The sequence below is a fragment of the Bosea sp. AS-1 genome (assembly GCF_002220095.1).
In the GTDB taxonomy this organism is placed as follows: Bacteria; Pseudomonadota; Alphaproteobacteria; order Rhizobiales; family Beijerinckiaceae; genus Allobosea.
In genome coordinates, this window is sequence record NZ_CP022372.1 from 2,952,779 (window position 1) to 2,975,588 (window position 22,810).

Genomic DNA, 22,810 nt, shown 5'->3' on the forward strand with positions numbered 1-22,810 from the left:
CCTAAGAACGCCCGCTCGGGCACCTCTCGGCGTGGTCGCTTATCGTACTCAGGCAGCTCTCGCGCCATCGTGTTCATCAGGTGGATGAACGACACCCAGTTGCCCCACGGGACCGCCCGCGCGAGATTCGTGACGTCCCGCTGTGAAAGCGAGTTGTCCCGCGACAGGGCGGCCGCTTCAAGCCGCCCGGCGCAACTGGTAGCTATGCCCATCCCGAGACGAGGCGAAGCCCATGCGCACCAGAGAGGTGAGCGTCGCGCGGACGTGCGGCTCGATGCGCTTGCCCTGCCGGAACCCGGCCGCCACGGCGCTCGCTTCCACCGTGCCCTGGGTGCTCGCGAGGGCGGCCATCACCGCCGCGGTCCGGGCGACTTCGTCGCTCGGGAAGCTGGGCTTCTGCTCCGCTCCGGCGTCCGCCACCAGCAGCATCTCGCCCTGCGCCTCCGCAAGCTGCGGCGCGGCTTCCTCGGCGATGCCAGCGCGAGCTTTCTGGTAAGCCGGACGGAGCCAGCGGACGATGCCGCGTCCCTCCTCCGCCGCCCGCGCCTTGTTGAGCGTGACGAGGCGGCCAATCACGTCCTCATCCGACAGATCGGCAGGCCAGCCATAGGCCCCGAAGACGAGAGTATCGAGCCGGTCATGCGTCTCCTTCAGTATCAGCACGAGCCCTTCGGCGTTGACGCGCTCGTCATCGGCATCGAGCGATGTGCCTACCCGCATCTTTTCGAGGACGTTGTACATCTGGGTCAGCGTCAGATGCGGGTGCTCCGCCTGCCTAGTCTTGCGATGGGCGTCCAGCTCCTCCGCCACGGCGCGGATGTCCTCCTGTAGCGCAGCGGGGGCGTCCGGGAAGGGAAAGGGATCGAAAACACGCGACTTCGAATAACGCGGATCGTTGCCGACACCGAGCCAACCACCGGCACGCAAGGCCCAGACAACATGAACCCGCGACGACAGGACGCCGAGGTGCCAAGCGTCATCGAACCCCATGCAGACGAGCATGTTGTCGGGAAGGATGGAGGCGTCGAGGAACTGGAAAACCCGGTGCTTAGCCGTCTCGACGGTGGCAACGTAGCGACCGAGAGGCGCAAGGCATCGGCGGAACTGCGGGTTGTTTTCGCCAAATAGCCACCACTGCTCTTTCCTGTAAGCGCGGTTGTTCTTGTCGCGTTCCGGTTTCACTTTCGCGAGAACATGCTGGTAGACCTCCGGGAAGCGGGCACGGGCCTCTTCTGCCGACAAGCCGAAAAGGTCAATGACCATCACACCACGAGGCCGGCTGGTGAGGTCGCGGCCGTTGCGATAGTGCCGGATGTGCTGCTCCAGCCCCGACCGCTTGCCGAGCCCCAGAGCAGCAGCCTCTTGCGGCGTGACGATGAAGCCCGAGCCGTGTAGCTTCACTCCAGGCGAGCAGACATAGTCATTCGCCCGGAGCGGGCTCGCGTCCGTCACATCCGCGCCGACCGTCAGGTCGGGATTGATGGTCCCCCCCTGTTCAGCGAACTCGACAACCGGCGTGTCACTGCCAAGGTCGGCCTCGCGCGTGACCTCCCGTAAGACGCCATCATGCTTCCCGGCCGCAGCCACAGTCATGGCGATGCGGACCGCAGCGGCGTCCTTGGTCGCCTTGGTCCACGGATGGTCCGAGATGGCCATGAGGAGTGAGACGGGTTTCTTCGCCTTCAGCCGTGCCGCCATGACACGACGAGAGAACTCCTGCGTGATTGAATTGGTGGTGACGAAGCCGCAGCGCCTGAGCCGTGAACCCTTGCGGGTCAGCAGCTCCGCTGCCCGGTCCCACCAGTACATGACGAAGTCGGCGCTTTCGTTGATGTGCGGATGCGCGTCCCACAGCGCGCGGGCATAGCCTTCGCCCATCCGTCCACGGATGTCCTTGCCGCCGACGAAGGGCGGGTTCCCGACGATGTAGTCCGCCTCCGGCCAAGCCGGGCGGCGCGGGTTCCGGTAGCTGTAAACCTCAACGCGATTGCCCTCCGCGTCGGTGCGTGTCTCAGGCTTGCCGCTGGCATCGACTACCAGTTCCTTGCCGTCATGGGCCACCACGGCGTCCATCGCCTTGATGGTGCGGAAGTCCTTCAGGATGGGCTCAGCCGGCGCTGCGCCCTTGGTGCGGAAGTGCCATTGCAAGAAGCCGATCCAGACCACCAACTCGGCGATGGCCGCTGCCCTCGGGTTCACCTCCATGCCGAGGAACTGGTGCGGGTCGATGGTGTGACCTTCGAGCATCAAGGTCTCTTGCCCGCCGAGGTCCGCCACGGCCTCGAGCACCTCGCCTTCGAGCCGCTTCATCATCTCCATGGCGACGTACAGGAAGTTGCCAGTGCCGCAGGCCGGGTCCATCACGCGCGTCTCGCAGAGCCGGCCGTGGAACTTCTGCACCTCGGCGAGCGCCCCCTTGGCGTTGCCGGCCGCGTTCAGGCGCTCGGCCGTGGCACGGACGTGGTCCCATTCCTCCCGCAGTGGCTCCATAAGCGTCGCCACCACCAGCCGCTCGACATAGACGCGCGGGGTGTAGTGCGCCCCGAGCTTGCGGCGCTCGGCTGGATCCAGTGCCTGCTCCAGCAAGGCGCCGAAGATGGCCGGTTCGACCTCGCGCCAGTTCGCCTTCGCCGCCTCCAGCAACTCGCCGATTTCCTCCTTGGGCAGGGGCAGCACCGTCCGGTCCTTGAAAAGGTAGCCGTTGAACCGTTTCACGGTGGCCTCGATAGCAAACGCGAAGCCGCCCGTGTCCATGGCTTCCCAGAGCTGCCCGACCAAGCGGGGGAAGAGGTCGGGATTGTCCCGGCACCGCGTCAGGATGGTCTTGAAGCTATCCTTCGGGATCAGCTCTACGTCTTCGGCGAACATCGTGAACAGGCAGCGCATGAGGAAGAGCGCAATCTGTTCCGGGGCATGAACGGCGCGGCCATCGGCAACCCGGCGCTCTTCGAGGAACTTCGAGACTGCGGCGAGACGGACCGCGATGTCGCGCGTGACCTTGGCTGAGCGTTTGGTCGGATCGAGGCTGTGAGGGGCGGTCCAGATCAGCTTCAGTCGTTCGCGGATGGCAGGGTTGCGCAAATCCTCCATGGTGACGCGGAAGCCCTGCCGGTCCGGGAATTGCGCATAGTTCTTCCCCTGCCCGGAGAAGTCCGCGTAGCATTCGAGGCTATTCCCGACATCACAGACGATCAGGAAGGGCGGCCAACCTTCCGCTGGTGGCAGGGCCTTGGCATAGTTCTCCGCCTGGCGCCGGGCGTTCTGCATCATGATGTCCCATGAGCGGCCGGTCCCCCGGCGTCCGCGCGGGCTGGGAGAGGCAGGAGCTTCTGGCAGGAGGTCGCCCTGCGCAGGCATCAACTCCTTGGCACCGCCCTCCAGCCGGCTCTGCTTGGCCTCCAGCACGAAGCAGCCGCGCTTGTACAGGTCGATGCGCCCCCGCGCCGTGGAGCCGTCCGGCTCGCGGAAGGTCACGGCCCGCTCGAAGACATAGGCGTTGAGTTCGGTTGCATGTCCGGCCGGGTCGGGAGACGGGACGCCGATGACGCTGCACAACTCGGTCAGGAAGAGGGCATAGTTCGCCCGCTCCTGCCCACCCGCACCGGCGGTCCAGCGGGCAATGAAATGCTCAATGTCCATGATCGCGATGCGATGCCCCAATCCCCGGCGGAACCGTAGCTATCCCGTCGTGGCGGAGCAACCAGAGGAGCACAGGTCGAGGCGTTGCCGAATAGTAGGCCGCAATACTAGGCGCTATATCCGACAAGGACAGGGCCGCGAATGCGAGGCGCCAGCTGCGCTTAGCGTTCCGCACGGTGCCGTTAGTGGTCCCCGAGACCAGCCGCAGGTTCTCCCGAAACAGGTTGAGCGGGTCGCCGTCCGCCAGCTCGATCATCTCACCGTCGCCAAGCCGCTTCAGCAGCAGCACAACAGGGAAGTGCTCCCCGGTAAATGGGCAGGTGATGTTGACCCGCCCGGTCGCGTTGCCGATGCGCCAGTGCGTGGCGTCGGGGTAGCCTAAGGCCAGCAGGGCGTCATAGTCGGCGGACGTGATGCTGACCGTGCGCAGCTCTCCGGTGGGATGCACGGCGATATGAAGTTGCATGATCTGGGTCCATCAAATGAGAAAGGCCCCCGAGAGGTGTCTCCCGAGGGCCTGCTGAAGGTGATGCGGAGGGGGCCGTATCGGATACAGACCCTTGATGGGTCAGCCGCGCGAGAGCCGAACGACGCCCTGCCGAACTGCCGCCGCATAGGACATCGTGCCGATGCCGGGCAGATCGAGGACGACCTGACCGTCCACCTTGCGGACGCGGACGCCCGAGCTGGAGGTCGCTTCCATGATGTCGTCAGGTATCGAGCCGTCACCGCTGGCGAGATACTTGCCGACCAGCTTGGCATAGGCCTTCGGGTTCCGGTCCATCACATGCTGGCTCATAGCGTCCCTGAACTCGCCGCGATGGTGCTGCTCTGCCCATGCCACGAAGGCGTCGGCGTCGGTCACGCCACCCGCACGGAGGGCCTTAACAGCCTGTCCCGCAAAAGCGTCCTGAACCTGCGCGAGGTCTGCCTGAAGCTGCTGTGGGCTGACCCCGGTGGTGTCCGCCATGGCCCGGATGGTGTCAGCCGAGACCTCGCCCTTGCCAATGACATCGACCATGGCCCTGATCTGGGCGCCGGCATGGGTGCCACCCACGATGCTGCCCAGCAGGTTCTCCGCACGGTGATCATCGAAGGCCGTCTCGTTGCCAGTATAATCCGGCTTCGCCTCGGCCTTCGGCGCCTCCTGAGCCCCGCTCCTGCCCGCCTCCTTCGCGGCCAGTCCCGTGTCCCGGTAGTTGCCCGGCCCGCCGTCCAAGTAGCCGAGCCGAAGAGCCGACCGAACTTCCAGCGGGGTGCCGTTGATGGTGACGAGGTCCGTGGGCGTCAGCTCCGACATATGGCGAGGGTTGCCGGTCTGGCTGCGACCAGTGGCGAGGACATCGGGGTTGTCCCGGTCGAGATAGGCGTCGATTGCCGGGCCGGGGTCAACGGGGGCGGTGAAGGCAGAGGTGTCCGGTCCTACGCTGACGCGAGGGGACCACCCGAGGGCGTTGCGCTGGGGGGCCGGTTCGCGGACTACCTCGGTGGAAGCGCGAACGGCAGCCTCGCGGGCCTCGAATACGGCAACGCCGTCAATGAAGTCGGTCATGGTCTGGGGTTCCTTGAGTGATGTCGTTGCCGGGTCAGCGGGCGAGATAGTCGAAAGCGGAGCTACCAACGGCGGCGGCTGCGGCCTTGGCATAGATCAGCTCGGCCACGGCCTTCTCGAAGGCAGCCTCGGCTTGAGCCTCGACGGCGCGGATGTGGGACGACATGGCGGGCCGCTTGGGGTCGTCCTGGCCGATGCTGGACAGGGCCTCATTCTCGGTCGCAACGGCGCGCATCGCCTCGGCATAAGCCGCGTTGGCGGTGGCAAGGTCGGTGGGCGTCAGGGACGCGCGGATGTGTTCGAGTGACATGGTGTCGGGTCTTTCGTGATGGGCAAAAGGAAAGCCCCGCCCGGAGGTGATCCGAACGGGGCCGTAAAGGGGACTGGAGCTGCACGCAGCCGGGGGCGTCAGCTAGGGGTGCTGCGGTGCCGCAAAAATCGGGTTCACCTCGGCGTCCTCCGGCAATTCCAAGGCTTCCGAGGCTTCCATGCTCTGGATCAGCGCAGCCCTCACCTGCGGCGCGTGGCGAGCCTTGGACAGTGCTGCCAGAATGAGAACTTGGTTCGGGTTCAGCCGGAAGAAGGTCGCCGGCTCCCGTCCACCCCGTCCCCGCGGCGCCGCTACCTGCTCAAGAAGACCGTAGTCCTCCAGCTCGTCGCGGTTCCTCTCGATGGTCTTCCGAATATCGGCGGCCCGAGACATGCCCAGCCAGCGGGCAACGATAGCGTCAGCAACGCGGTAATCAGAGTCGAATTGCAGGATCATTTTGAGTTGTTCCGTGATGAAGGCCCGACTGGGACGTGGTGAGATTTAGAGCGGCACGCAGCCGGGATTGGCGGGGGTCGGCTAGAGGCGGGTGCTGGGACGGCTCGGAAGCCGTGAGGTTCACGTCTGCGCTGTAGCCAGAGCCTTCGGCCCGTCTGCCTTCCACCCGAACATGGGCGTCCAGACGACTTGAGCGAGCCCCCGACAGCCGGCGATGAAGCCGCCTGCGTCGTAGGCGATGAAGATGCGACCGAATTTCAGGTTGAAGTCCATGGCGGCGGTAGTCCTAGGCAAGGCTGAAGCAGCACGGCGGTTGCCGCCTGCGGGGCTCGGAGTAGCTGCGGCGTGAGTCCGCGCCAATGCGGCCAAACGACTCCTTGTCGGGTTCAAATTCCTCAGCTAACCTTCTGAAATAGCAATACATCAGTGGGATCATCCCACCCGTGGAATGCACCTTGGCTTTCCGCGCTGGTCGATCCAGACGCCGGACCATCGGCGGAGCGGCGGCAAGGTCGGCTTGGCGGATGACGGGTTGATGGGCACGAACTGAAGGCCTCGCAGCCTCTCCTCGCGCCGCCGTCTGGCCAGCTCGCGCTTGGATTGGGGCACGGGAAGGCGCCCCTCTCGGAGGAGTGCAGCGGTCTGGTCGAGCGCGAATGGCTGGCTCTGGATGCCGGTGTCGGCGTTGAAGACCACCAGCGTGGCATCCTTCGGCAGTCCTCCCAGCCGCAGTAGGCCGAGCGACGAGCTGAGGGAGCGACGGCCCCAAGATAGGACTTGGCCATCACGAGCGACGGAATACTCGCCTTGGCCGACTGACCGGACGACGAGGACGACGTGTTGAGCGGATGTGCTGGCGACGGCGCACGGCATGGTGTCCTCCTGACGATGTGGGATGCGGATTGCTGGAGTCTGGAGTCGGGTACAGCCGGGTTCGTGGGGCTGTCCGCTGCATGGGTACCTGAAGGCGCACTGAGCGGCTGTGGCCCACGTCTACGATGAGAGAAGACCAAATCCGGCTTCGCCGGGTACGACCATGCATTGAATTGGTCGTTGAAAATAATTCTCAGGCCGCCGCTTGAAACGCGGAAGTTCGTGCTTATGAGTATGTTAATCTAAGGCTTACGTTCAGCTTCAGTAAGGCGTTAGGTAGGTTGTGAGTTAGAGTGATAGTGAAGGTAACCACCTAGGTGTAAGCCTGAAGGTTCTCCTGAACGATCTGCGTTAAGGCTCTCGTTCAGTGGTCGCGAGGCGGGCGCTAGGCTGCCGCCACCACCAGCCCCTTCCTCCCGGTCTTCCCGCCAGCCTTGCTCCGGGGTGTCTCGATCCAATCCGGCAACGCGGTCAGGAGCTGGCGCACAGCCGGGGGTATGTCGAGGCCTTCGCGTCGGGCCAGTTCGTCAACGTGCAGCAGCAGCCCGACGAGTGAGCGGCAGTGCAGCTCGCCTTCCCAGCGGACCCCGTCCTTCTTGCGATGGCTCTTTTGGATGATCCACTGAATGCCGTGTTGACATTCGATCACCCGCCAGCGGTCGGAGAGCCGCGCCACGGTCCACGCGTAGTCCGGGCTGCCTTCCCGGTGGTCGGTTCCGCCTGATGGCGGTGGCAGGGTCTTGTTCGTCATTGCGATGTCGTTCTTTCGAGTCTGGAGCTGGGTACAGCCGGGTTCGTGGGGCTGTCCGCTGATGGGTACCGGGACGGGCTCTCCCGGCCTCGGGCGCAGGTTCAAATGGTTCGGTGTCTCTTCGGGCGGACGAGGTTGCCCCGACGCAGGTTGAGCGGGTCGCCATCCTGATGCCGGATGTTGCCGCTCTCGACGCCAAGGACGATCCGGGCGACCATCACGTTGCGACGAAGGACCGGGTGCCAAGCGCGGACGTAGGTCTTGCCTCGGCCGTTCGAGTCGAGGAACCAAGAGGCGGTGCCGATGGTGGTCAGCACGCGGGCATAGTCGGTGAGATGAAGGACGGCGGAAGACCCCGTCTTGGCGAGCTGCACGCGCACCAACGGGTTCCCGCAGGCGTCCCCTGCGAGTTCGATATGGTTCATGTCTGAGGTCGTTTGTTTCGCCGCTGAAGCGGACGGTTGAGGGAGGCGCAACTCCATGTGCGCCAGAAGAAAGATACCCGCTCGGAAACGGGCGCTACTTTATCGAAGGTGAGGGGTAATCGACGGCGTCTTGGTGAGGGGAAATCGATCCGACGCCCCCGACAGGGGCCAGATGGCTGCGGAGGCGCAACTCCACATGCGGCAGAACAAAGATACCCGGCCGGAGCCGCGTGCCTGTTTCCTAGGGTGGGGGGCAATCGATCCGCGCCCCCTTTTGCTAGGGTGGGCCTTAATCGATCCGATGCCCTACAGCCGCGCCAGCAGCCCCTTCACGGCCTCCTGTCCGCGCGCCGTCAGCGTCAGGATTTTGGTCCTGCGGTCCTCGAAGTCCTCGCGCGAGTTGATCAGCCCCAGCCCGCCGCGATCCGAAAGCCGGTCCACGATCCGGGTTGTTGTGGACTGGGGCACGGGGACGAACTGGAGCAGCTCTCGCTGGTAGATGCTGGGCTTGCTGGCAACCCGCAGGAGGACGAGCGCGTCCTTGAGCTGCATGTCCTCGTCGATGTCCCGCAGCGCTTCAAGGAACTGGATGGCTCGGTGCAGCGCGGGGGTAGGCAAGGCGTCGTCCTGAAGGCAGAGGCGGGTCAAATCCAGTTGTGGGAAAGATGCGGGCCTGCCGTCCAATGACTTTTGTGACTCGATCCGGCCTGATGGATTCGTGGTGCTGATGGCTCGACCGGCCTACGCCGATACCTGGGCCACCTCTTTCGCAATCTTCGCCACCTGCCCCCGACTGCACCCCGTGATGGCCTGCACCCTGGCCCACGACATGCCAGCCCTGAGCAAGGAGGCGATGTTGTCGTTGCGCTCTACATTCACCGGACGGCCCTTATACCTCCCCTCGGCCTTCGCCTTGGCCTGCCCTTGAGCCTGCCTGCGGCGGCGGTCCTCGTAGTCCTTGCGGGCGATGGCGGCGAGCATGTCCAGCATCATCGCGTTGATGGCATCGAACATCCGCACGGTGAACTCGTCGGCCTTCGGGTCGGCCATGGCCCAGCTCGTGGGCAGGTCTAGCGCCACGACACGAACGTGACGGGCTGCCAGCTCTGCCTTGAGCTTGGACCAGTCCTCGGCGTTCAGGCGCGACAAGCGGTCCACCTGCTCGATGAGGAGCACGTCTCCGGGCCTGCTATCGGCTAGCAGACGGAACAGCTCCGGGCGCTTGAGGGAAGCCCCGCTCTCGTTCTCGACATAGGTGGCGGCGATGGCGAGGCCCCGCTCTGCGGCGAATGCCTCAACCTGCTGGCGCGCTCGCGTAGCGTCCTGCTCTGCGGTGGATGCCCTGAGATAAGCGCGGATGAACATGGTCGCCGTCCTTAGTTCTTTTTGGATAGGTCGTTATCTATCGGTCTTCCAAGGATAGGTCAATAAGTCTTTTTCAGGCTCCTCCGGGCTGGTCCTGTACGGGCGTACAAAAATGACCGGCAACTAGGCACAGCACGCCAGACCCCGCCAGCGTGGCGGATGAAAGGAACCATCATGACCGACAAGCCGACCACCTCGACCTTCAACTTCAATGCCCTGATCGAGGGCGTTCAGTGCAGCCACAGCGTCCGCGCCGTGACCCTTGAGGGGAGCCCGTGGTTCGTGGCGCAGGACGCCTGCCGGGTGCTCGGGGCGCACATGCGGATGAAGGACGGCTACGAGGAACTGCACACGGGCCAGCTTAAGAAGCTGATCGGGGCTGACCAGTTCACCCTATATCGGGCAGAGGGGGACAGCCGGCAGCACCTGCTGATTAGCGAGAAGGGTCTCTACAAACTCATCGGACGCTCCGATAAGCCGCACGCCAAGCCGTTCCAAGACTGGCTCTTCGGCGAGGTGGTTCCGTCCATCCGCAAGACGGGCGGCTACCAGCTCGGGGCCGGCGAGACGATGCCCCTTCCGACCAGCTTCACGGACGCCCTGCGGCAGCACGCCAGCGGCACCCGAGCGCCGGGCGAAAGGTGGCCCCCAAACGTTTCACGGAAGGGGCGGCACGGGGGGAAATCGCGCCGGCTCTTTTATCGATCGTCTCTCGGATTTTTTCGGCAAAACCAAGCGATACCTGTGGCTGGCGCCGCTCACCCCCTACCGCGCCAGCTGACCCTAAGGCATATCTGAGGCGGGGGGCGCCAGCATGGCCAAAAACGACCAACAGGAAGCGTTCGAACGGGTTCTGACGTCAACGCTGGTGCGCGTTACCGAATTTCTGAAGTTCGCGGAGGCGAAGAATGCGGCGCTCCTGACCTTCGCCTCAGCCTGGATACTCGCATCGATAAATCTGTTGAACGGCACGAACTTGCTACCTAGCAATTGGAAGTGGGCCATAGCCGCTGCTCTCCCCTTGTTCGTGTCCGGCGCATTGGTTGGCATCGTCTCCTTTCTTCCAAAGACGCTTTTGTCGGGTTTTCACCACGACCCTGAGCAGGACAAATCGCTGCTATATTTCGGAGACGCAGCGACATTCGCACCCGCCGCGTACAAAGAGCGGATTAGGACACGGTATTTTCCGCCCGACGACCAGTCGGCCACACAAAGTTACCTTGACGATTTGTCAGTTCAAATTGCGGTCAACAGCAAGATCACTCGTCGCAAATTGAGGTTCTTCAATGCGGGTGCAGGCTTGGTCCTCGCCGCGCTGGCCATACTGGCCATCCCATCAGCAAATACGCTGTGGTCGTTGGTGACCGCTTGCGGAGCAAGATGATGTCGATTGCCAACTTGCGTGATGGTGTCGTTGACGAGGTTTCGGCTATCCTCGCGGCCGACTTCGAAATTGACGTGGTCAACACTACCACGGTGCCGCGTTCGTCGGATGCCAGCATCACCTTCCCGAACTTGGACACCAAAAGGCAGGGTGCCAAGCTCATCAATACCTGCGTATTATATATCGATATCCGCAGGTCTACGGAATTAAACCTGCGCCATAAACCAAAGACCGTTGCCAAGCTGTACTCGGCCTTTGTTCGGGCCATGACCCGGTGCGCGCGGCATCACAAGGGCCACGTCAGGGGCATTATCGGTGACCGAGTGATGGTCATCTTCGACCAGCAAGACGCCTTCGTGAATGCGGTCGAGTGCGCCATTTCAATGAATTCTGTGTCGCAGTTCGTCATCAACGAGCACTTCAAGCACAACGAGGTCGAGTGCGGCATAGGGATCGACGCAGGCAACATGCTCGCGACCAAGACGGGGCTGCGCCGGAAAGGGGAAGAGCTCCACGCCTATCGCAATCTGGTGTGGCTCGGGCGTCCCGCGAATGTCGCAAGCAAGCTCACCGATCTTGCTAATAAACCAGAGAGTGCAGTCACCTATCCGATGGTAAGGGCTGCGTTTGCGCCAGCCGCCAATTCGCTTGGCGCTGCGTTCCAGCTTGGTCTCGGGCCTTCGCAAAATTGGGTGTGGCGGGACATCAACCCGTTCAATTTCCTCGACCTGCTGACGACCGACCACGTCAGCAGGCAGTTGGTCTACCCGGACCCCAATTTCCGCGCAATGCACACCGTACCGTTCAAATCGGTTAGCGTGCCCAAGACCGCTCCTATCCTTATGACCGAGATCGTGTGGGATGGGTTCAGGGCTGCAAAACCCACTTCCGCTGTGGTCACTGGCCCTATGTTCCGCGAAGTGAAGCTGTCGGTGCCGGGGTACAAGGGGAGGGTCTACTCCGGCGACGTCCATTTTACCGACTTCAAAGCCTGAACACGCCCGTTTCGATTGGCGGTCAACCCGGCAGCTTCACGGCCCGCACACAGGCCCTTTTGGCATCCTCCGAAGCAGCACCCGCATAGGTGCTCATGGTAAGCCCCAGCGGCAGCTTGATGCCCTCTAGGCTCGCATTCTCGACCGCGTGCCCGACCACCTCCGCAATCGTCCAGACGCTGTAGCCCTGCACACCTTTGACAAGCGCATCGGCGGCCTTGCGGACGAACCATCGCCGGAACGAATGGAAGTCGGTGTTGCTCTGCCTCTGGCCCGGCAACGGCCTCTCGTCCACCTTCAAGCGGCGGCGTTCGCGGGTGAAAACCTGAGACACGGGAGCGCCCCGGCCCCGCTTAGAGTCGGCCTTCTGCTCGGGCAACTCATGGAACAGATACTCGCCCGGCTTCTTGTCCTTGATGCGCGTCGCGATGATGCCCGCAAGATCGGGATGGACGGGCACGGTGCGAAGGAAGCCGGCTGTGGTTTTCGATTTGGAAATGGCGAAACCGCTGTCGCCCACGTCCCGCACCCGTAGGCCGGCTATCTCGTCCACCCGCATACCCGTCAGTGCGGCCATCTGGCAGAAGTCAGGCAGCACGGTCGCCACGGAACCCTTGAGGACAACAGGACCACGCCCCACGCCAGCCAACAGGGTCTTCACTTCGTCGTCCGTGAAGGGTCGCTTAGCTGCGCTCTGCGGTCCCTCTTGTAGATCAGCCTCAGACCGCGCGGCGCGCCTCTCGATGCTCTGCCCGGTCCAAGGATTATCGGCCTGGCCCCAGCGCTTGCCGAGATAGGTCCAGTACGAAGTCAGGCAGGAGATGGCCCGGTTGGCGCTCTTGGGGTGCATGTTGGTGACGATCATCCGCTCATGGATGAACTCGCCAGCTATCCGCCGCGTCACGGCCTCTACCGTCACGGTCTGGCCCTTCGCCTCCAGCCAGTCCGCCAGCCATCCCACCGAGCGGGTGATGTCGTCGGAGTAGCCCTTGGCGAACCGCTTCTCGCGAAAGAACGGCGCTAGGGCGAGCTTGAGCGGCGTCTGCTGTCCTGCTGCCACGGCGGCGAAGGACTGGGCTGCGTGCAGGCCTGAGGCCCGCCTAATGGTGTCCAAACGGGCGTCGAGGGCATAGAGCGCATCGCCGTTGTCATCGTTGGCGACAGCCTCGCGCCAGTCCATGGCTTCCTGCGTGAAGTCCTGAAAGATGATCGGGAGCTTGCCCTTCGGGTTCTTGATGCGGTCCCGAAGGCGCTTGATGACGTCCACCTTCTCTCGCTCCGCCTCCAGCGGGTCGGTGGTCGTCAGGACTTCGCGGAGCTTCGAGGCTCCCACAGCGGCCTTCCGGCTGGGCGGCACAGTGACAGATACGCGGATGCTACTGCCGTGCCATTCGAGGTTCCTACCGAGTTTCTTGAGACGAGGTTTGCGAGCCATGGATTGACGCTTCCCGGAGCATTGTGGACCCACGAATGAGTCAAAAATGCCCCCATGGCAAGCCTTGCCGACTCAACGAGTTAGGCCTTATCAAGGCGTTGGCGGCAGGGTGGAATATCGTCCCACCCCTTCCGCCAAAGAAATCACGCAAGCAGCTGGCTTTTTAAGTGCCGTTTCTATGCGGCGCAGCCCTCCCTCCGGCCCCTATTCCCAGCCGATCGAGCCCTCTTCTGCCCTTCGCCGTCACGACTCAGGGTCGCCGACGCGCATCTGCGTCTACGTTTGACCGAACCTGTTGCGGTCATTCAGCCGCAGCAGGTCGAGTTGACGCGCACGCCGGACCGCCCGGCGCCAGTCCGCGTCAGAGCTCGAACGCGGGATCGATCGGCACGCGATAGCCGTTGACCAGACGGTTCGTCTCGTTGGCCATGCCGACGACGGCGAGAAGCTCGTTGTACTGTTCTGGCGTCATTCCTGCCTTGGCTGCCGCCGCACCATGGCTGGCGATGCAATAGCCGCAATTGTTGGTGACGCTGACGGCGACATAGATCAGCTCCTTGACCAGGGGATCCAGCGCACCCGGCGCCATCACCTCGCGGATGCTGTCCCATGTCCGGCGCAAGGTCTTCTCGTCGTTGGCGAGGTACTTCCAGAAATTGTTGACGTCATCGAGGTTTCTGGCGGACTTGATCTCGTCATAGACGGCTTTCACGGCGTCGCTGGCTTGGTTGTACTCGATCGCTTTCGGGCGAGGCATCGTCTGTCTCCCAGGTTCATCCGACAAGAGCGGCTTCAGTGTTGGTCACGCGGCGGCGACGACCATGATCTCGACGAGGATATCGGGGTAGGCCATGTCGCCCGTGACGCAGGCGCGTGCGGGTGCGTGATCGGGATCGACCCAGCCGTCCCAGACCTCATTCATGGCCTTGTAGTCGTCCATCGACTTCAGCCAGATGATGCTCGAGAGCACTTTCGTGCGGTCGCTGCCGCAGCGCGCAAGCATGTCGTCGACCTTTGCCAGCGCCTGCGCCGTCTGCTCTCCGACCGAGACCGAGCGGTCATCCGCCACCTGCCCCGCCAGATAGACCGTCCCGTTATGGACCACGGCACGGCTGCGGCGCCCGTTCGAATCGGCTCTCGTGATCAGCATGGATAATCTCCGCGCAGGTTGCGTCGTTAGGAGCGGTTTACGATCGAAGGAGGATCGAAGGCGGTCACGGGCGGCAATTCCCCGGTGTAGCGCTCGATCTCGACGAGACAGGATTGCGCGCTCGGCCCCTGGCCCAGGCGCGACGTCCCCAGGTCATGTGTCAAGACGTTGGGGTTGCCGTGCTTTTCGAGGCTGGCCGTGCCGGGAGCTGTGGGGTCGTACCAAGCCCCCGTCGCCAGTTGCAGGACCCCCGGACGAACTGCGTCGGAGAGGACCGCAGCGGCAAGGCAGGCACCGCGATCATTGAACAGACGAACGATGTCGCCGTCGCCGATCCGGCGCACGGCGGCGTCGGTGGGGTTGATCCGGACAGGCTCACGACCCCGAATCTTGGCGGCACGCGAATGCGAGCCCTGATCGTACTGACTGTGGAGCTTGGTCTTGGGCTGGTTCGAGATCAGATGCAGCGGGAACTGCGCCGCCTTGCCGGCTCCGAGCCACTCCCGAGGTTCGAGCCAGGCAGGATGGCCGCGACAGTCGTCATAGCCGAATGATGCGATTCTGTCGGACCAGATCTCGATCTTGCCGGACGGGGTCGGCAGAGCATTCCCAATGGGATCCTGCCGGAAGGCATCGAGCAGGGGCCGCTGCTGCTCCGGCTCCGGCTCCGAAAAGAGCAAGACCCCCTCCTCCCAGAAGGTTTCGAAATCCGGTGGGTTGAAGCCCAATGCCGAGAGACGCACCTGTGCCTTCTCGTAGAGCGACCGGAGCCAGTCTTCCTCGCCCCGCCCCTCCGTGAAGGCCGCTCCCGCGTCGAGCGCATCCGCGAGAGCGCTGAAAATATCGTAGTCGTTCCGTGCCTGCCCAAAGGGCGCGCTGACCCGATGCGAGGCCGCGAGGATGCGGTCGCGGCTTGAGCAGACGATGTCGTTGCGCTCCAGCTGGGTAGTTACCGGCAGGACGATATCGGCATGACGGGCCAGCGGATTCCACCAACTCTCATGGACAATCGTCACTTCAGGCCGCTTCCAGGCTTCGAGGAAGCGATTGAGGTTCTGCTGATGGTGAAAAGGATTGCCGCCAGCCCAGTAGACGATGCGGGTATCGGGGTAGCGTCGATCCTGCCCATTGAACTGATAGGGCTCGCCCGGCTTCAACAGCAGGTCCGAGATCCGCGCCACTGGAATGAATTCGTCGACGGGATTGGTGCCCTGCCCGAGGGACGGCCAGGACAGGTCGAGGGTCGGGACGCCGATGCCGTTGACGGAACCGTAGCCGATTCCAAAGCCCCCGCCGGGCAAGCCGATCTGGCCGAGCATCGCCGCCAGGGTGATCGCCATCCAGCAGGGCTGTTCGCCATGGTCCGCCCGCTGCACCGCCCAGGCCACCATGATCATCGTCCGCTGATGGGCCATCTTGCGGGCCAGGACCCTGATCGCCTCGGCGTCGACCCCGCAGATGGCCGCCGCCCATTCCGCCGTTTTTGGAGTGCTGTCGCTCTCGCCGGAGAGATAGCGGAGGAATCTATCGAAGCCGGTAGTGCAGCGTGTGAGGAACGCCTCGTCGTGCAGCCCTTCGCTCCACAGCGTGTGTGCCAGACCCAGCATCAGCGCGGTATCGGTGTTCGGTACGATCGGAAGCCAACCTGCGCGAAAGCCCGGGTCGACATCGTCGCGGATTGGCGTGATCGCGACGATTTCACCGCCGCTCGCCGTGAATGCCTCGAGGCTCTCCGCCAGGATGTGGCGGCCGATGCCGCCGGAACTCACCTGCGAATTCTTCAGCGGCAAGCCGCCGAACAGCACCAGCATCCGCGCGTGGCGGGCAATGACCGGCCAGGAGGTGTGATCGGTCACGAGCCCGCGGCGATCGCCGACGACATGCGGCACGATCGCATCGGCCGCGGCATAGCTGTAATTGCCGACGGAGCGTGTATAGCCGCCTATGGCGTTGAGGAATCGATGGATCTGGCTTTGCGCGTGGTGAAAGCGACCGGCGCTTGCCCAGCCATAGGAGCCACCGAAGATTGCGGTGTTGCCGTGTTCCTTGCGGACCCTGTCGAGTTCTCCGGCCGCAATGGTGATCGCCTCGGGCCAATCCACGGCGACGAAGGGCTCGGCACCGCGGCCGGCGCCGGTCGCCCGATATCCTTTTTCGAAGAAGGAGGCACGGATCATGGGGCGTTCGATCCGCGTCGGGTCATCGAGCGCGCTTATCATCGACCGCGCGATGGGGGACGGCGCCGGATCCTGCTCGAAGCCTTCGAGCTCGGCGGGACGTCCCTCGGACATCCGAACACGATAGGTTCCCCAATGCGTGGCGACGGTCGGTCGTGCGGGTGTCTTCAGCATCGTCGTCGCTCAGGCCTTGGGCATCGGCGGATGATCAGGCGGTCCTCGCCAGCTCGGCCGGTTTCGCTCCCGCGTCCCCGGACTCGTCGGACGAAACCATGCGCCAAGCGAACCCCAGGTGTTCCGAGACCAGGCGGGCCAGGAGCTGCGCATTCCGGCTGAGAAACGCTTCGGCGATGGGCTCGTGCTCGTTGACGGCCTTCGCCCAGTTCTCCGCCTGCAGGACCCCGAGATAGCGCGTGCGATAGAGGCGAAGATTGAGCTGCGCGTGCATCTCGATCAGCACGGGATTGTGGGACGCGGCGGCGATCCCGAGGTGGAAAGCCTGGTTGGCGTCGAAATAGGCGTAGCGGTCACCGACGCGATAGGCTTCCGCCATGGTGTCCAGGTGGTGCCGGATCGCCTCGTCATCCACAGAGGTCGCGTGCACGCAGGCCAGTTCGGCTGCGAACACGTCGAGGCGGACATAGACCTGAAGCAGGTGGCGGATCTCGTCATCCGAGAGCGCCACGACGACCGCGCCGCGATTCGGGATGATCTCGATCAGCCTTTGCGTCGCGAGGATCTGAAGGGCCTCGCGCAAGGGGGTTCGTGAGATCCCGAACTGGTCGGTGAGCGCCTTCTCCCGGATCCACTCGCCCGGCTTGATGTTGTCATGGATGATCTCGGACCGGATGTGATCCGAGATCTGCTGGGTCAGCGATTTGGGCGCCACGACTATCGCAGCCCGCCGGGCCCCGACCGCCGTCACAGCGCCACCCGGCATTGCCGGCTTATTCATGCCTGTCTCCTCATTGAGCCGCTCCACTGCGTGAAATCGGGTGCGGCGCAAATTTGATGTTGTAAACCTACACGCCTTGCGTATTGTCGACAACATGAAATCGACAATGGAGACGTGATGGAGTCGATTGCCGCATCCTCGCTCGTCAGCCGAAGGGCGAAGACCGCGCCGGTCTCGTTCGCCTCGGCCGCTGGCCGGCGCGACATGCGGATCGACCGCTGTTCCTTTGCCTTGCACGAGCACCGCATGCGGTGCGGTGATCGCTGCCCTTCAGAGGCTGGCCCCGAAATTCAGGATGCCGGCGTCAGCCTGCCGTCCTACATCCCGCTAATCTTTGCCTTCCGCGCCCTTTATAGCAGCTCTACCTCGCAGGAATCCTCAACACGCAGCAGTCCGTAGAATATTTCACTCGAATAGACACGGAGAACAGTCATTCCGTACTCTCGCGAAAACAAGGAATCGGCGTAAATTTGCTCGTCCGCTTCGAAAAACAAAATCGACCTGTTTTAAGAACGTTCGTCGATTTCGACGCGAGCATGAGCAAGCATCGAAGACCGCTTTTCACCTGATCGGAAGAAAAAAGGGGAATGTCATGCCGGATCACATTTTCACCCGTAGCGGGATCTCGCGTCGCGGCCTGATCGGCGGCGGTGCAGGTCTCATCGCTGCGCCGTTCATCATCCGCCCTGCCCTCGCGGCGGAACGGATCACCGTCGCGGATCCGGGCGGCGTCTATGTAACCGGCTTCACGCCCGCCTTCTACGCGCCGTTCCGGAAGTCGGGCGCCGAGCTCGTCAACGTCTCGCGCGATGCCGAGCCGACCAGCCAGGTGAAGGCGCAGGTCGACGCCAAGTCCTATATCTGGGACGTCGTCTCCATCACTTTGTCGTCGCGCAAGCTCTTGTCGGATGCCGGGCTGCTCGAGCCGCTGCAACTCTCGGGCGCGGACTACGATCAGCTCCTTCCGCTTGCGAAGCAGGCGGACTGGATGGGCACGAATGTCTACGGCAGCGTCCTGGGCTACCGGACCGACAACATGAAGACCCGCCCCTCGAACTGGGCCGACTTCTACGACGTCGCGAAGTTCCCGGGGCGCCGTGCGCTGCCGAAGAGCCCGATCCACACTCTTGAAGGCGCATTGCTGGCGGACGGCGTCGATCCGAAGCAACTCTACCCGCTCGATGTCGACCGGGCCTTCAAGAAGCTCGATACGATCAAGCCGCATATCGCAGTCTGGTGGACAAGCTTCACCCAGACGACACAGCTCCTGCAGAGCGGCGAAGTTGACTTCCTGGCCTCCAGCAACGCGCGCATCCAGGCGGCGATCGACAATGGCGCGCCGGTCGAGATCATCTGGGACGGCGGCCTCTACGGCATGGAAGGTTGGGCCATCCCGAAGGGATGCCCGCGCGCCGAACTCGCCAAGAAGTTCATCGCCTCCTGCGCCAATGGCGAGCGGCAGGCTCTTTATACCAAGGCACTGGCCTACGGACCGACCAACCAGGCCGCGTTCAAGTTCATCGACCCTGCCCGCGCCAAGCAGCTCCCGACGGAACCTGCCAATTTCTCGAAGCTGATCCCCAGCAACGACGAGTGGTGGGGCGCGAACAAGGACAAGATGTTCGAGCGCTTCAACACCTGGCTTCTGCGCAGCTGAGACCAAGGGCGATGACGGAGAAGCTGCGAGCCGAGCAGATCACCAAGCGCTACCACAACGTGGTGGCGCTCCAACCCACGACGCTCTCGATGCGCGACGGGGAGTTCCTGACGCTGCTCGGGCCCTCCGGCTCGGGAAAGACCACGCTCTTATCCCTGATCGCCGGCCTGACCGAGCCGACGGGCGGGGATATCTGGATCGATGGCCGGCGCGTCACCGACGAGTCCTCGGCCAAGCGCGGCTTGGGCATGGTTTTTCAGAACTATGCCCTCTTTCCGCATCTCTCGATCTACGAGAACATTGCCTTTCCGCTGCGCATGCGTCGGATGGGAGCGCCTCAGATCGACGCCGCGGTGCGCCGGGTGCTCGAACTCGTCCATCTTCCCCACGTCGCCGAACGCCTGCCGCGCGAGTTATCCGGAGGCCAGCAGCAACGGATCGCACTAGCACGCTGCATCGTCTACGAGCCCTCGATCATCCTGATGGACGAGCCGCTCGGCGCCCTCGACAAGAACTTGCGCGAGCACATGCAGACCGAGATCAAGCGCCTGCATGTTGAGCTCGGCATCACCATCCTCTACGTCACGCATGATCAAGAGGAGGCGCTGTCGATGTCTGACAGGATCTGCCTCATGAACAATGCGCGGGTCGAGCAGATCGGCACGCCGGCGGATCTCTACTTCAAGCCGGCCTCGGTCTTCGCGGCCGGTTTCCTCGGCGAATCCAATATCGCTCCGGCGAAAGTGCTCTCGACCGGAACGGAGACCCTGCTCGGCTCGCCAGACGGATCGACGATCAGGGTGGCGACCGGTGCCGGCCGGCGCGCCGAGGAAGAGGTCAACTGGATGGTGCGGCCTGAGCGGCTGAAGCTCATCCGTGACGGCGAAACGCATGAGAACATCCGCCGCGGCCAGCTGCTCGGCGTCGTCTTTGCCGGAGGCTTCACCAAGATCAATGTCCGTCTGGACGACGGCACCATCCTTCTGGCGAAGGAACTGACCTCCGCAGGTCCGTTGCCGGAACGAGGACAGACGGTCACGCTCGGGTGGTCCGCCGCCGACGCCATCGTCCTGCCGCCGGGCACGTGACATGACGGCCATGTCTTCGCGAGAATACGATTCCTCTCCGCTTGCCGAGCCTGCAATGCCTGCGGTCAGGTCGCGCTTGCGTCGTGCGAGGCCGCTTTTGCCTTTGGCGCCGTTGTTCGCCTTCCTGACGATCTTCTTTTTCTTTCCCGTCGGGCAAATCCTGTCGCTGTCGGTGTTCGGCGCAGACGGCGCCTTCACGTCCGCCAACTTCACCAAAGCCTTCTCGGACCCACTCTACTTCGACGTCCTGCTGATCACCTTCAAGATCGCCGGATGGACCACGGCGATCTCGGTGGTCGGCGGGTTTCCGGTCGCCTATTATCTGGCGAATGCAGCTCCCAAAAGCCGGAACGCGCTGCTGATCTGGGTTCTCCTGCCGTTCTGGACCAGCTTCCTGGTGCGGACCTTCGCCTGGATGATCCTTCTGGGCCGAAACGGAGCGGTCAATCAGCTTCTGCTGGCACTCGGCATCGTCGACGCGCCCGCCTCGCTGATCTTCAACCTCACCGGCACGCTCATCGGCATGTCGCATGCGATGCTGCCGCTCGCCGTCATGACGATGCTGCCGGTCATGCAGACGATCGACCGCAACCTGTCGCGCGCAGCGGAGACGCTCGGCGCCGGGCGGGCCCAGATCTTCTGGCGCATCTATATCCCGCAATGCATGCCGGGCATCAGCGCTGCCGCGATGATGGTCTTCATCAGCTCGCTCGGCTTCTTCATCACGCCGGCCCTGCTCGGTGGCGCGCGCGAGACCATGCTGACGCAGGTGATCATCACCCAGATCCAGGAATTGCTGAACTGGCCGGCGGCGAGCACGCTCTCGGTCCTCCTGCTCGCGGCCTCGATCGTGGTCTTCGTCGCCTATGACCGCGTCGTTGGGCTTTCGAGCCTCGCCGGCGGCTCAACGGACCGTTCGGCGCGCTCGATCTCGGCATGGTCCCGTGCCCTCGACCTGCTCGGCCGGGCTGTCGTAAACGGCCTCGGTAGCCTCTGCGCCAGCTTCGGTACTCTGCTTGCCAGACTTCTTCCGGAACGAGCGTTCCGGCGCCTTGGCGGGGGGAGCAGCCTGACGCTGTTCCTGCTCGTCGTCGCCTTCCTGCTGATTCCGACTCTGTTCGTGATCCCGGCCTCCTTCACGCCGGGCAATGCGGTCCAGGCCAATCCGAACGGCTTCTCGCTGCGCTGGTACGAGGCCGTCTTTGCCTCCACCGACTGGACCAGCGCGGCCTGGAATTCGCTGACCGTCGGGCTCGCGTCGGGTGCCTTGGCCCTCGTCCTCGGTACGATGGCGGCCTTCGCGATGGCCTGGAATCGCTTCCCTGGCAAAACCGCCGCGCTCGCGGTGATCCTGTCGCCGCTGATCGTGCCGCGCATCGTCATCGCGGTCGCGCTCTTCTTCCTCTACTCGAAGATCGAGCTGGTCGGGACAGTGACGGGGCTGGTCATCGCCCACGCGGTGCTCGCCGTCCCTTATGTCGTCATCACCGTGATGGCGGTGCTGGCGACCTATGACCGGAGGCTCGACCAGGCTGCAGCCGTCATGGGCGCCAGCCGGTGGCAGACGCTGCGCCGGGTCACCTTGCCGATCATCAAGCCGGGGCTGCTTTCCGCCTTCCTGTTCGCCTTCGTCACCTCGTTCGACGAACTGACGGTGGCGCTGTTCCTGACGGGCGGTTCATTCAACACGCTGCCGCGCCAGATGTGGTCTGACCTGCTGCTGCAGATCAATCCGACCCTGGCGGCCGTCGCGACCCTGCTGCTGGTGCTGATGACCGGCCTCCTGTTTCTCAACGAGCGGCTCCGGCGTGCGGCCGGCCGCGGCTGACGCCCATCGGGGCGCAATCTGGAAGGGTTCCATGCGCAATAACCTTCGCAAGAAGACCTATTACGGCGTCACCGTCGGCATCCTCATGGTCAACAGCCGATTCCGGCGCTGGCCCGGCGATATCGGCCATGCCGGCACCTGGGACTTTCCGGTGCAGTACAAGATCGTCCACGACGCCGTGCCCTCGCGGATGACGGAGCTGCACCAGTCGAGCCTGCTCGAACCGTTCAAGCGGGCAGCGCAGGAGCTGATCGATGCCGGTGTCGACGGCATCACGACCACCTGCGGCTTCCTCTCGATCTACCAGCGTGAGCTGGCGGATTTCTGCTCCGTGCCGGTTGCGACCAGCGCGCTGCTGCAAGTGCCCATGGTCGAGCGCATGCTGCCGACAGGCAAGAAGGTCGGCATCCTCACCTACAATGCCGAGGTGCTGAATGGCCCCTATCTGCGCGCCGTCGGCATCGCCGAGGACACTCCGGTCGTCGGCCTGCCGCAGACCTCCGAATTCGTCCGCAGCATCCGGGCGGGAGACGACACCGTGCCCTATGATGTGTTGCGTGAGGAGGTTCTTGCCGCCGCCGGCGAGCTTCTCAACCGGCATCCGGACGTCGGCGCCATCGTCGGGGAGTGCACCAACCTGACTCCGTTCAGCGCTGATATCTCCGAACGCTATGGCCTCCCGGTGTTCGACGCGGTCACGATGGTGAATACCTTCCATGCCGCGCTGAAGCCGCGGCGCTTCGGCACGGACTGAGCATCGCCGCGATCAT

The 22,810-nt window shown here is 63.7% G+C and carries 23 protein-coding genes; 8 read left to right on the forward strand and 15 right to left on the reverse strand.

The window, feature by feature from the left end; all coding sequences use genetic code 11:
- Positions 1-177: 177 nt before the first annotated feature.
- From CE453_RS15850 to CE453_RS15900, 10 genes are all read right to left on the reverse strand, one after another.
- Positions 178-3,639 (reverse strand): class I SAM-dependent DNA methyltransferase, encoded by a 3,462-nt coding sequence (locus CE453_RS15850; protein ID WP_089177931.1) that lies wholly within the window; start codon positions 3,637-3,639, stop codon positions 178-180.
- The gene (locus tag CE453_RS15855) at positions 3,629-4,105 is read right to left on the reverse strand and encodes a hypothetical protein (protein WP_089175465.1); all 477 of its coding nucleotides are present in this window, start codon (positions 4,103-4,105) and stop codon (positions 3,629-3,631) included. Before CE453_RS15855 ends, CE453_RS15850 begins: the two co-directional genes overlap by 11 nt.
- A 102-nt stretch (positions 4,106-4,207) precedes the next feature.
- Positions 4,208-5,191, reverse strand: coding sequence for a hypothetical protein (locus CE453_RS15860; RefSeq protein WP_157733059.1), 984 nt, complete (start codon positions 5,189-5,191; stop codon positions 4,208-4,210).
- 34 nt (positions 5,192-5,225) lie between these two features.
- A complete protein-coding gene (locus CE453_RS15870; RefSeq protein ID WP_089175468.1) occupies positions 5,226-5,501 on the reverse strand; it encodes a hypothetical protein in 276 nt (91 codons plus the stop codon).
- Between the two features lie 102 nt (positions 5,502-5,603).
- Positions 5,604-5,957: a hypothetical protein gene (locus tag CE453_RS15875; RefSeq protein WP_089175469.1), complete on the reverse strand. Its 354-nt coding sequence runs from the start codon at positions 5,955-5,957 to the stop codon at positions 5,604-5,606.
- A gap of 120 nt (positions 5,958-6,077) precedes the next feature.
- Positions 6,078-6,230 (reverse strand): hypothetical protein, encoded by a 153-nt coding sequence (locus CE453_RS28640; protein WP_157733060.1) that lies wholly within the window; start codon positions 6,228-6,230, stop codon positions 6,078-6,080.
- Positions 6,231-7,215: 985 nt separating this feature from the next.
- On the reverse strand, positions 7,216-7,581 hold the full coding sequence (locus CE453_RS15885) for a hypothetical protein (protein ID WP_089175471.1): 366 nt from the start codon (positions 7,579-7,581) through the stop codon (positions 7,216-7,218).
- Positions 7,582-7,682: 101 nt separating this feature from the next.
- Positions 7,683-8,006: a hypothetical protein gene (locus CE453_RS15890; protein ID WP_089175472.1), complete on the reverse strand. Its 324-nt coding sequence runs from the start codon at positions 8,004-8,006 to the stop codon at positions 7,683-7,685.
- A 306-nt stretch (positions 8,007-8,312) separates the two neighbouring features.
- The gene (locus CE453_RS15895) at positions 8,313-8,624 is read right to left on the reverse strand and encodes a MarR family transcriptional regulator (protein WP_157733061.1); all 312 of its coding nucleotides are present in this window, start codon (positions 8,622-8,624) and stop codon (positions 8,313-8,315) included.
- 123 nt (positions 8,625-8,747) lie between these two features.
- Positions 8,748-9,371, reverse strand: a complete 624-nt coding sequence (locus CE453_RS15900) for a recombinase family protein (RefSeq protein WP_089175474.1) — start codon at positions 9,369-9,371, stop codon at positions 8,748-8,750.
- 174 nt (positions 9,372-9,545) lie between these two features.
- Here CE453_RS15900 and CE453_RS15905 point away from each other — a divergent pair, with 174 nt between their 5' ends.
- From CE453_RS15905 to CE453_RS15915, 3 genes are read left to right on the forward strand one after another with little or no spacing between them, the layout of a single operon-like run.
- Complete coding sequence (locus CE453_RS15905; protein ID WP_089175475.1) at positions 9,546-10,169, forward strand: BRO-N domain-containing protein; 624 nt, start codon at positions 9,546-9,548, stop codon at positions 10,167-10,169.
- A 16-nt stretch (positions 10,170-10,185) separates the two neighbouring features.
- Positions 10,186-10,755, forward strand: coding sequence for a Pycsar system effector family protein (locus CE453_RS15910; protein ID WP_089175476.1), 570 nt, complete (start codon positions 10,186-10,188; stop codon positions 10,753-10,755).
- Positions 10,752-11,750: an adenylate/guanylate cyclase domain-containing protein gene (locus tag CE453_RS15915; RefSeq protein ID WP_089175477.1), complete on the forward strand. Its 999-nt coding sequence runs from the start codon at positions 10,752-10,754 to the stop codon at positions 11,748-11,750. The genes CE453_RS15910 and CE453_RS15915 overlap by 4 nt, the downstream gene beginning before the upstream one ends.
- Positions 11,751-11,772: 22 nt before the next feature.
- On the opposite strand, the gene CE453_RS15920 is transcribed toward CE453_RS15915, so the two are convergent.
- From CE453_RS15920 to CE453_RS15940, 5 genes are all read right to left on the reverse strand, one after another.
- Positions 11,773-13,017 carry a tyrosine-type recombinase/integrase gene (locus CE453_RS15920; protein WP_157733063.1) on the reverse strand — a complete coding sequence of 415 codons (1,245 nt, stop codon included), beginning with the start codon at positions 13,015-13,017 and terminating at the stop codon, positions 11,773-11,775.
- 529 nt (positions 13,018-13,546) lie between these two features.
- Positions 13,547-13,942 carry a carboxymuconolactone decarboxylase family protein gene (locus CE453_RS15925; protein WP_089175479.1) on the reverse strand — a complete coding sequence of 132 codons (396 nt, stop codon included), beginning with the start codon at positions 13,940-13,942 and terminating at the stop codon, positions 13,547-13,549.
- Between the two features lie 45 nt (positions 13,943-13,987).
- Entirely contained in the window at positions 13,988-14,335 is a 348-nt protein-coding gene (locus CE453_RS15930) for a RidA family protein (protein ID WP_089175480.1), read from the reverse strand.
- A gap of 26 nt (positions 14,336-14,361) precedes the next feature.
- Entirely contained in the window at positions 14,362-16,686 is a 2,325-nt protein-coding gene (locus CE453_RS15935; RefSeq protein WP_089175481.1) for a molybdopterin-dependent oxidoreductase, read from the reverse strand.
- A gap of 34 nt (positions 16,687-16,720) precedes the next feature.
- Complete coding sequence (locus CE453_RS15940) at positions 16,721-17,494, reverse strand: GntR family transcriptional regulator (protein WP_198302123.1); 774 nt, start codon at positions 17,492-17,494, stop codon at positions 16,721-16,723.
- 90 nt (positions 17,495-17,584) lie between these two features.
- On the opposite strand from CE453_RS15940, the gene CE453_RS28950 reads away from it, so the two are divergent.
- The 5 genes from CE453_RS28950 (at position 17,585) to CE453_RS15965 (ending at position 22,794) form a co-directional block, all read left to right on the forward strand.
- The gene (locus CE453_RS28950; RefSeq protein WP_089175483.1) at positions 17,585-17,866 is read left to right on the forward strand and encodes a hypothetical protein; all 282 of its coding nucleotides are present in this window, start codon (positions 17,585-17,587) and stop codon (positions 17,864-17,866) included.
- 193 nt (positions 17,867-18,059) lie between these two features.
- Positions 18,060-19,124: an ABC transporter substrate-binding protein gene (locus CE453_RS15950; protein WP_089175484.1), complete on the forward strand. Its 1,065-nt coding sequence runs from the start codon at positions 18,060-18,062 to the stop codon at positions 19,122-19,124.
- A gap of 11 nt (positions 19,125-19,135) precedes the next feature.
- Positions 19,136-20,212: an ABC transporter ATP-binding protein gene (locus CE453_RS15955; RefSeq protein ID WP_089175485.1), complete on the forward strand. Its 1,077-nt coding sequence runs from the start codon at positions 19,136-19,138 to the stop codon at positions 20,210-20,212.
- Positions 20,213-20,315: 103 nt separating this feature from the next.
- Positions 20,316-22,040, forward strand: a complete 1,725-nt coding sequence (locus CE453_RS15960) for an ABC transporter permease subunit (protein ID WP_248307756.1) — start codon at positions 20,316-20,318, stop codon at positions 22,038-22,040.
- A 31-nt stretch (positions 22,041-22,071) separates the two neighbouring features.
- Complete coding sequence (locus CE453_RS15965; protein WP_089177932.1) at positions 22,072-22,794, forward strand: aspartate/glutamate racemase family protein; 723 nt, start codon at positions 22,072-22,074, stop codon at positions 22,792-22,794.
- Positions 22,795-22,810 lie beyond the last annotated feature (16 nt).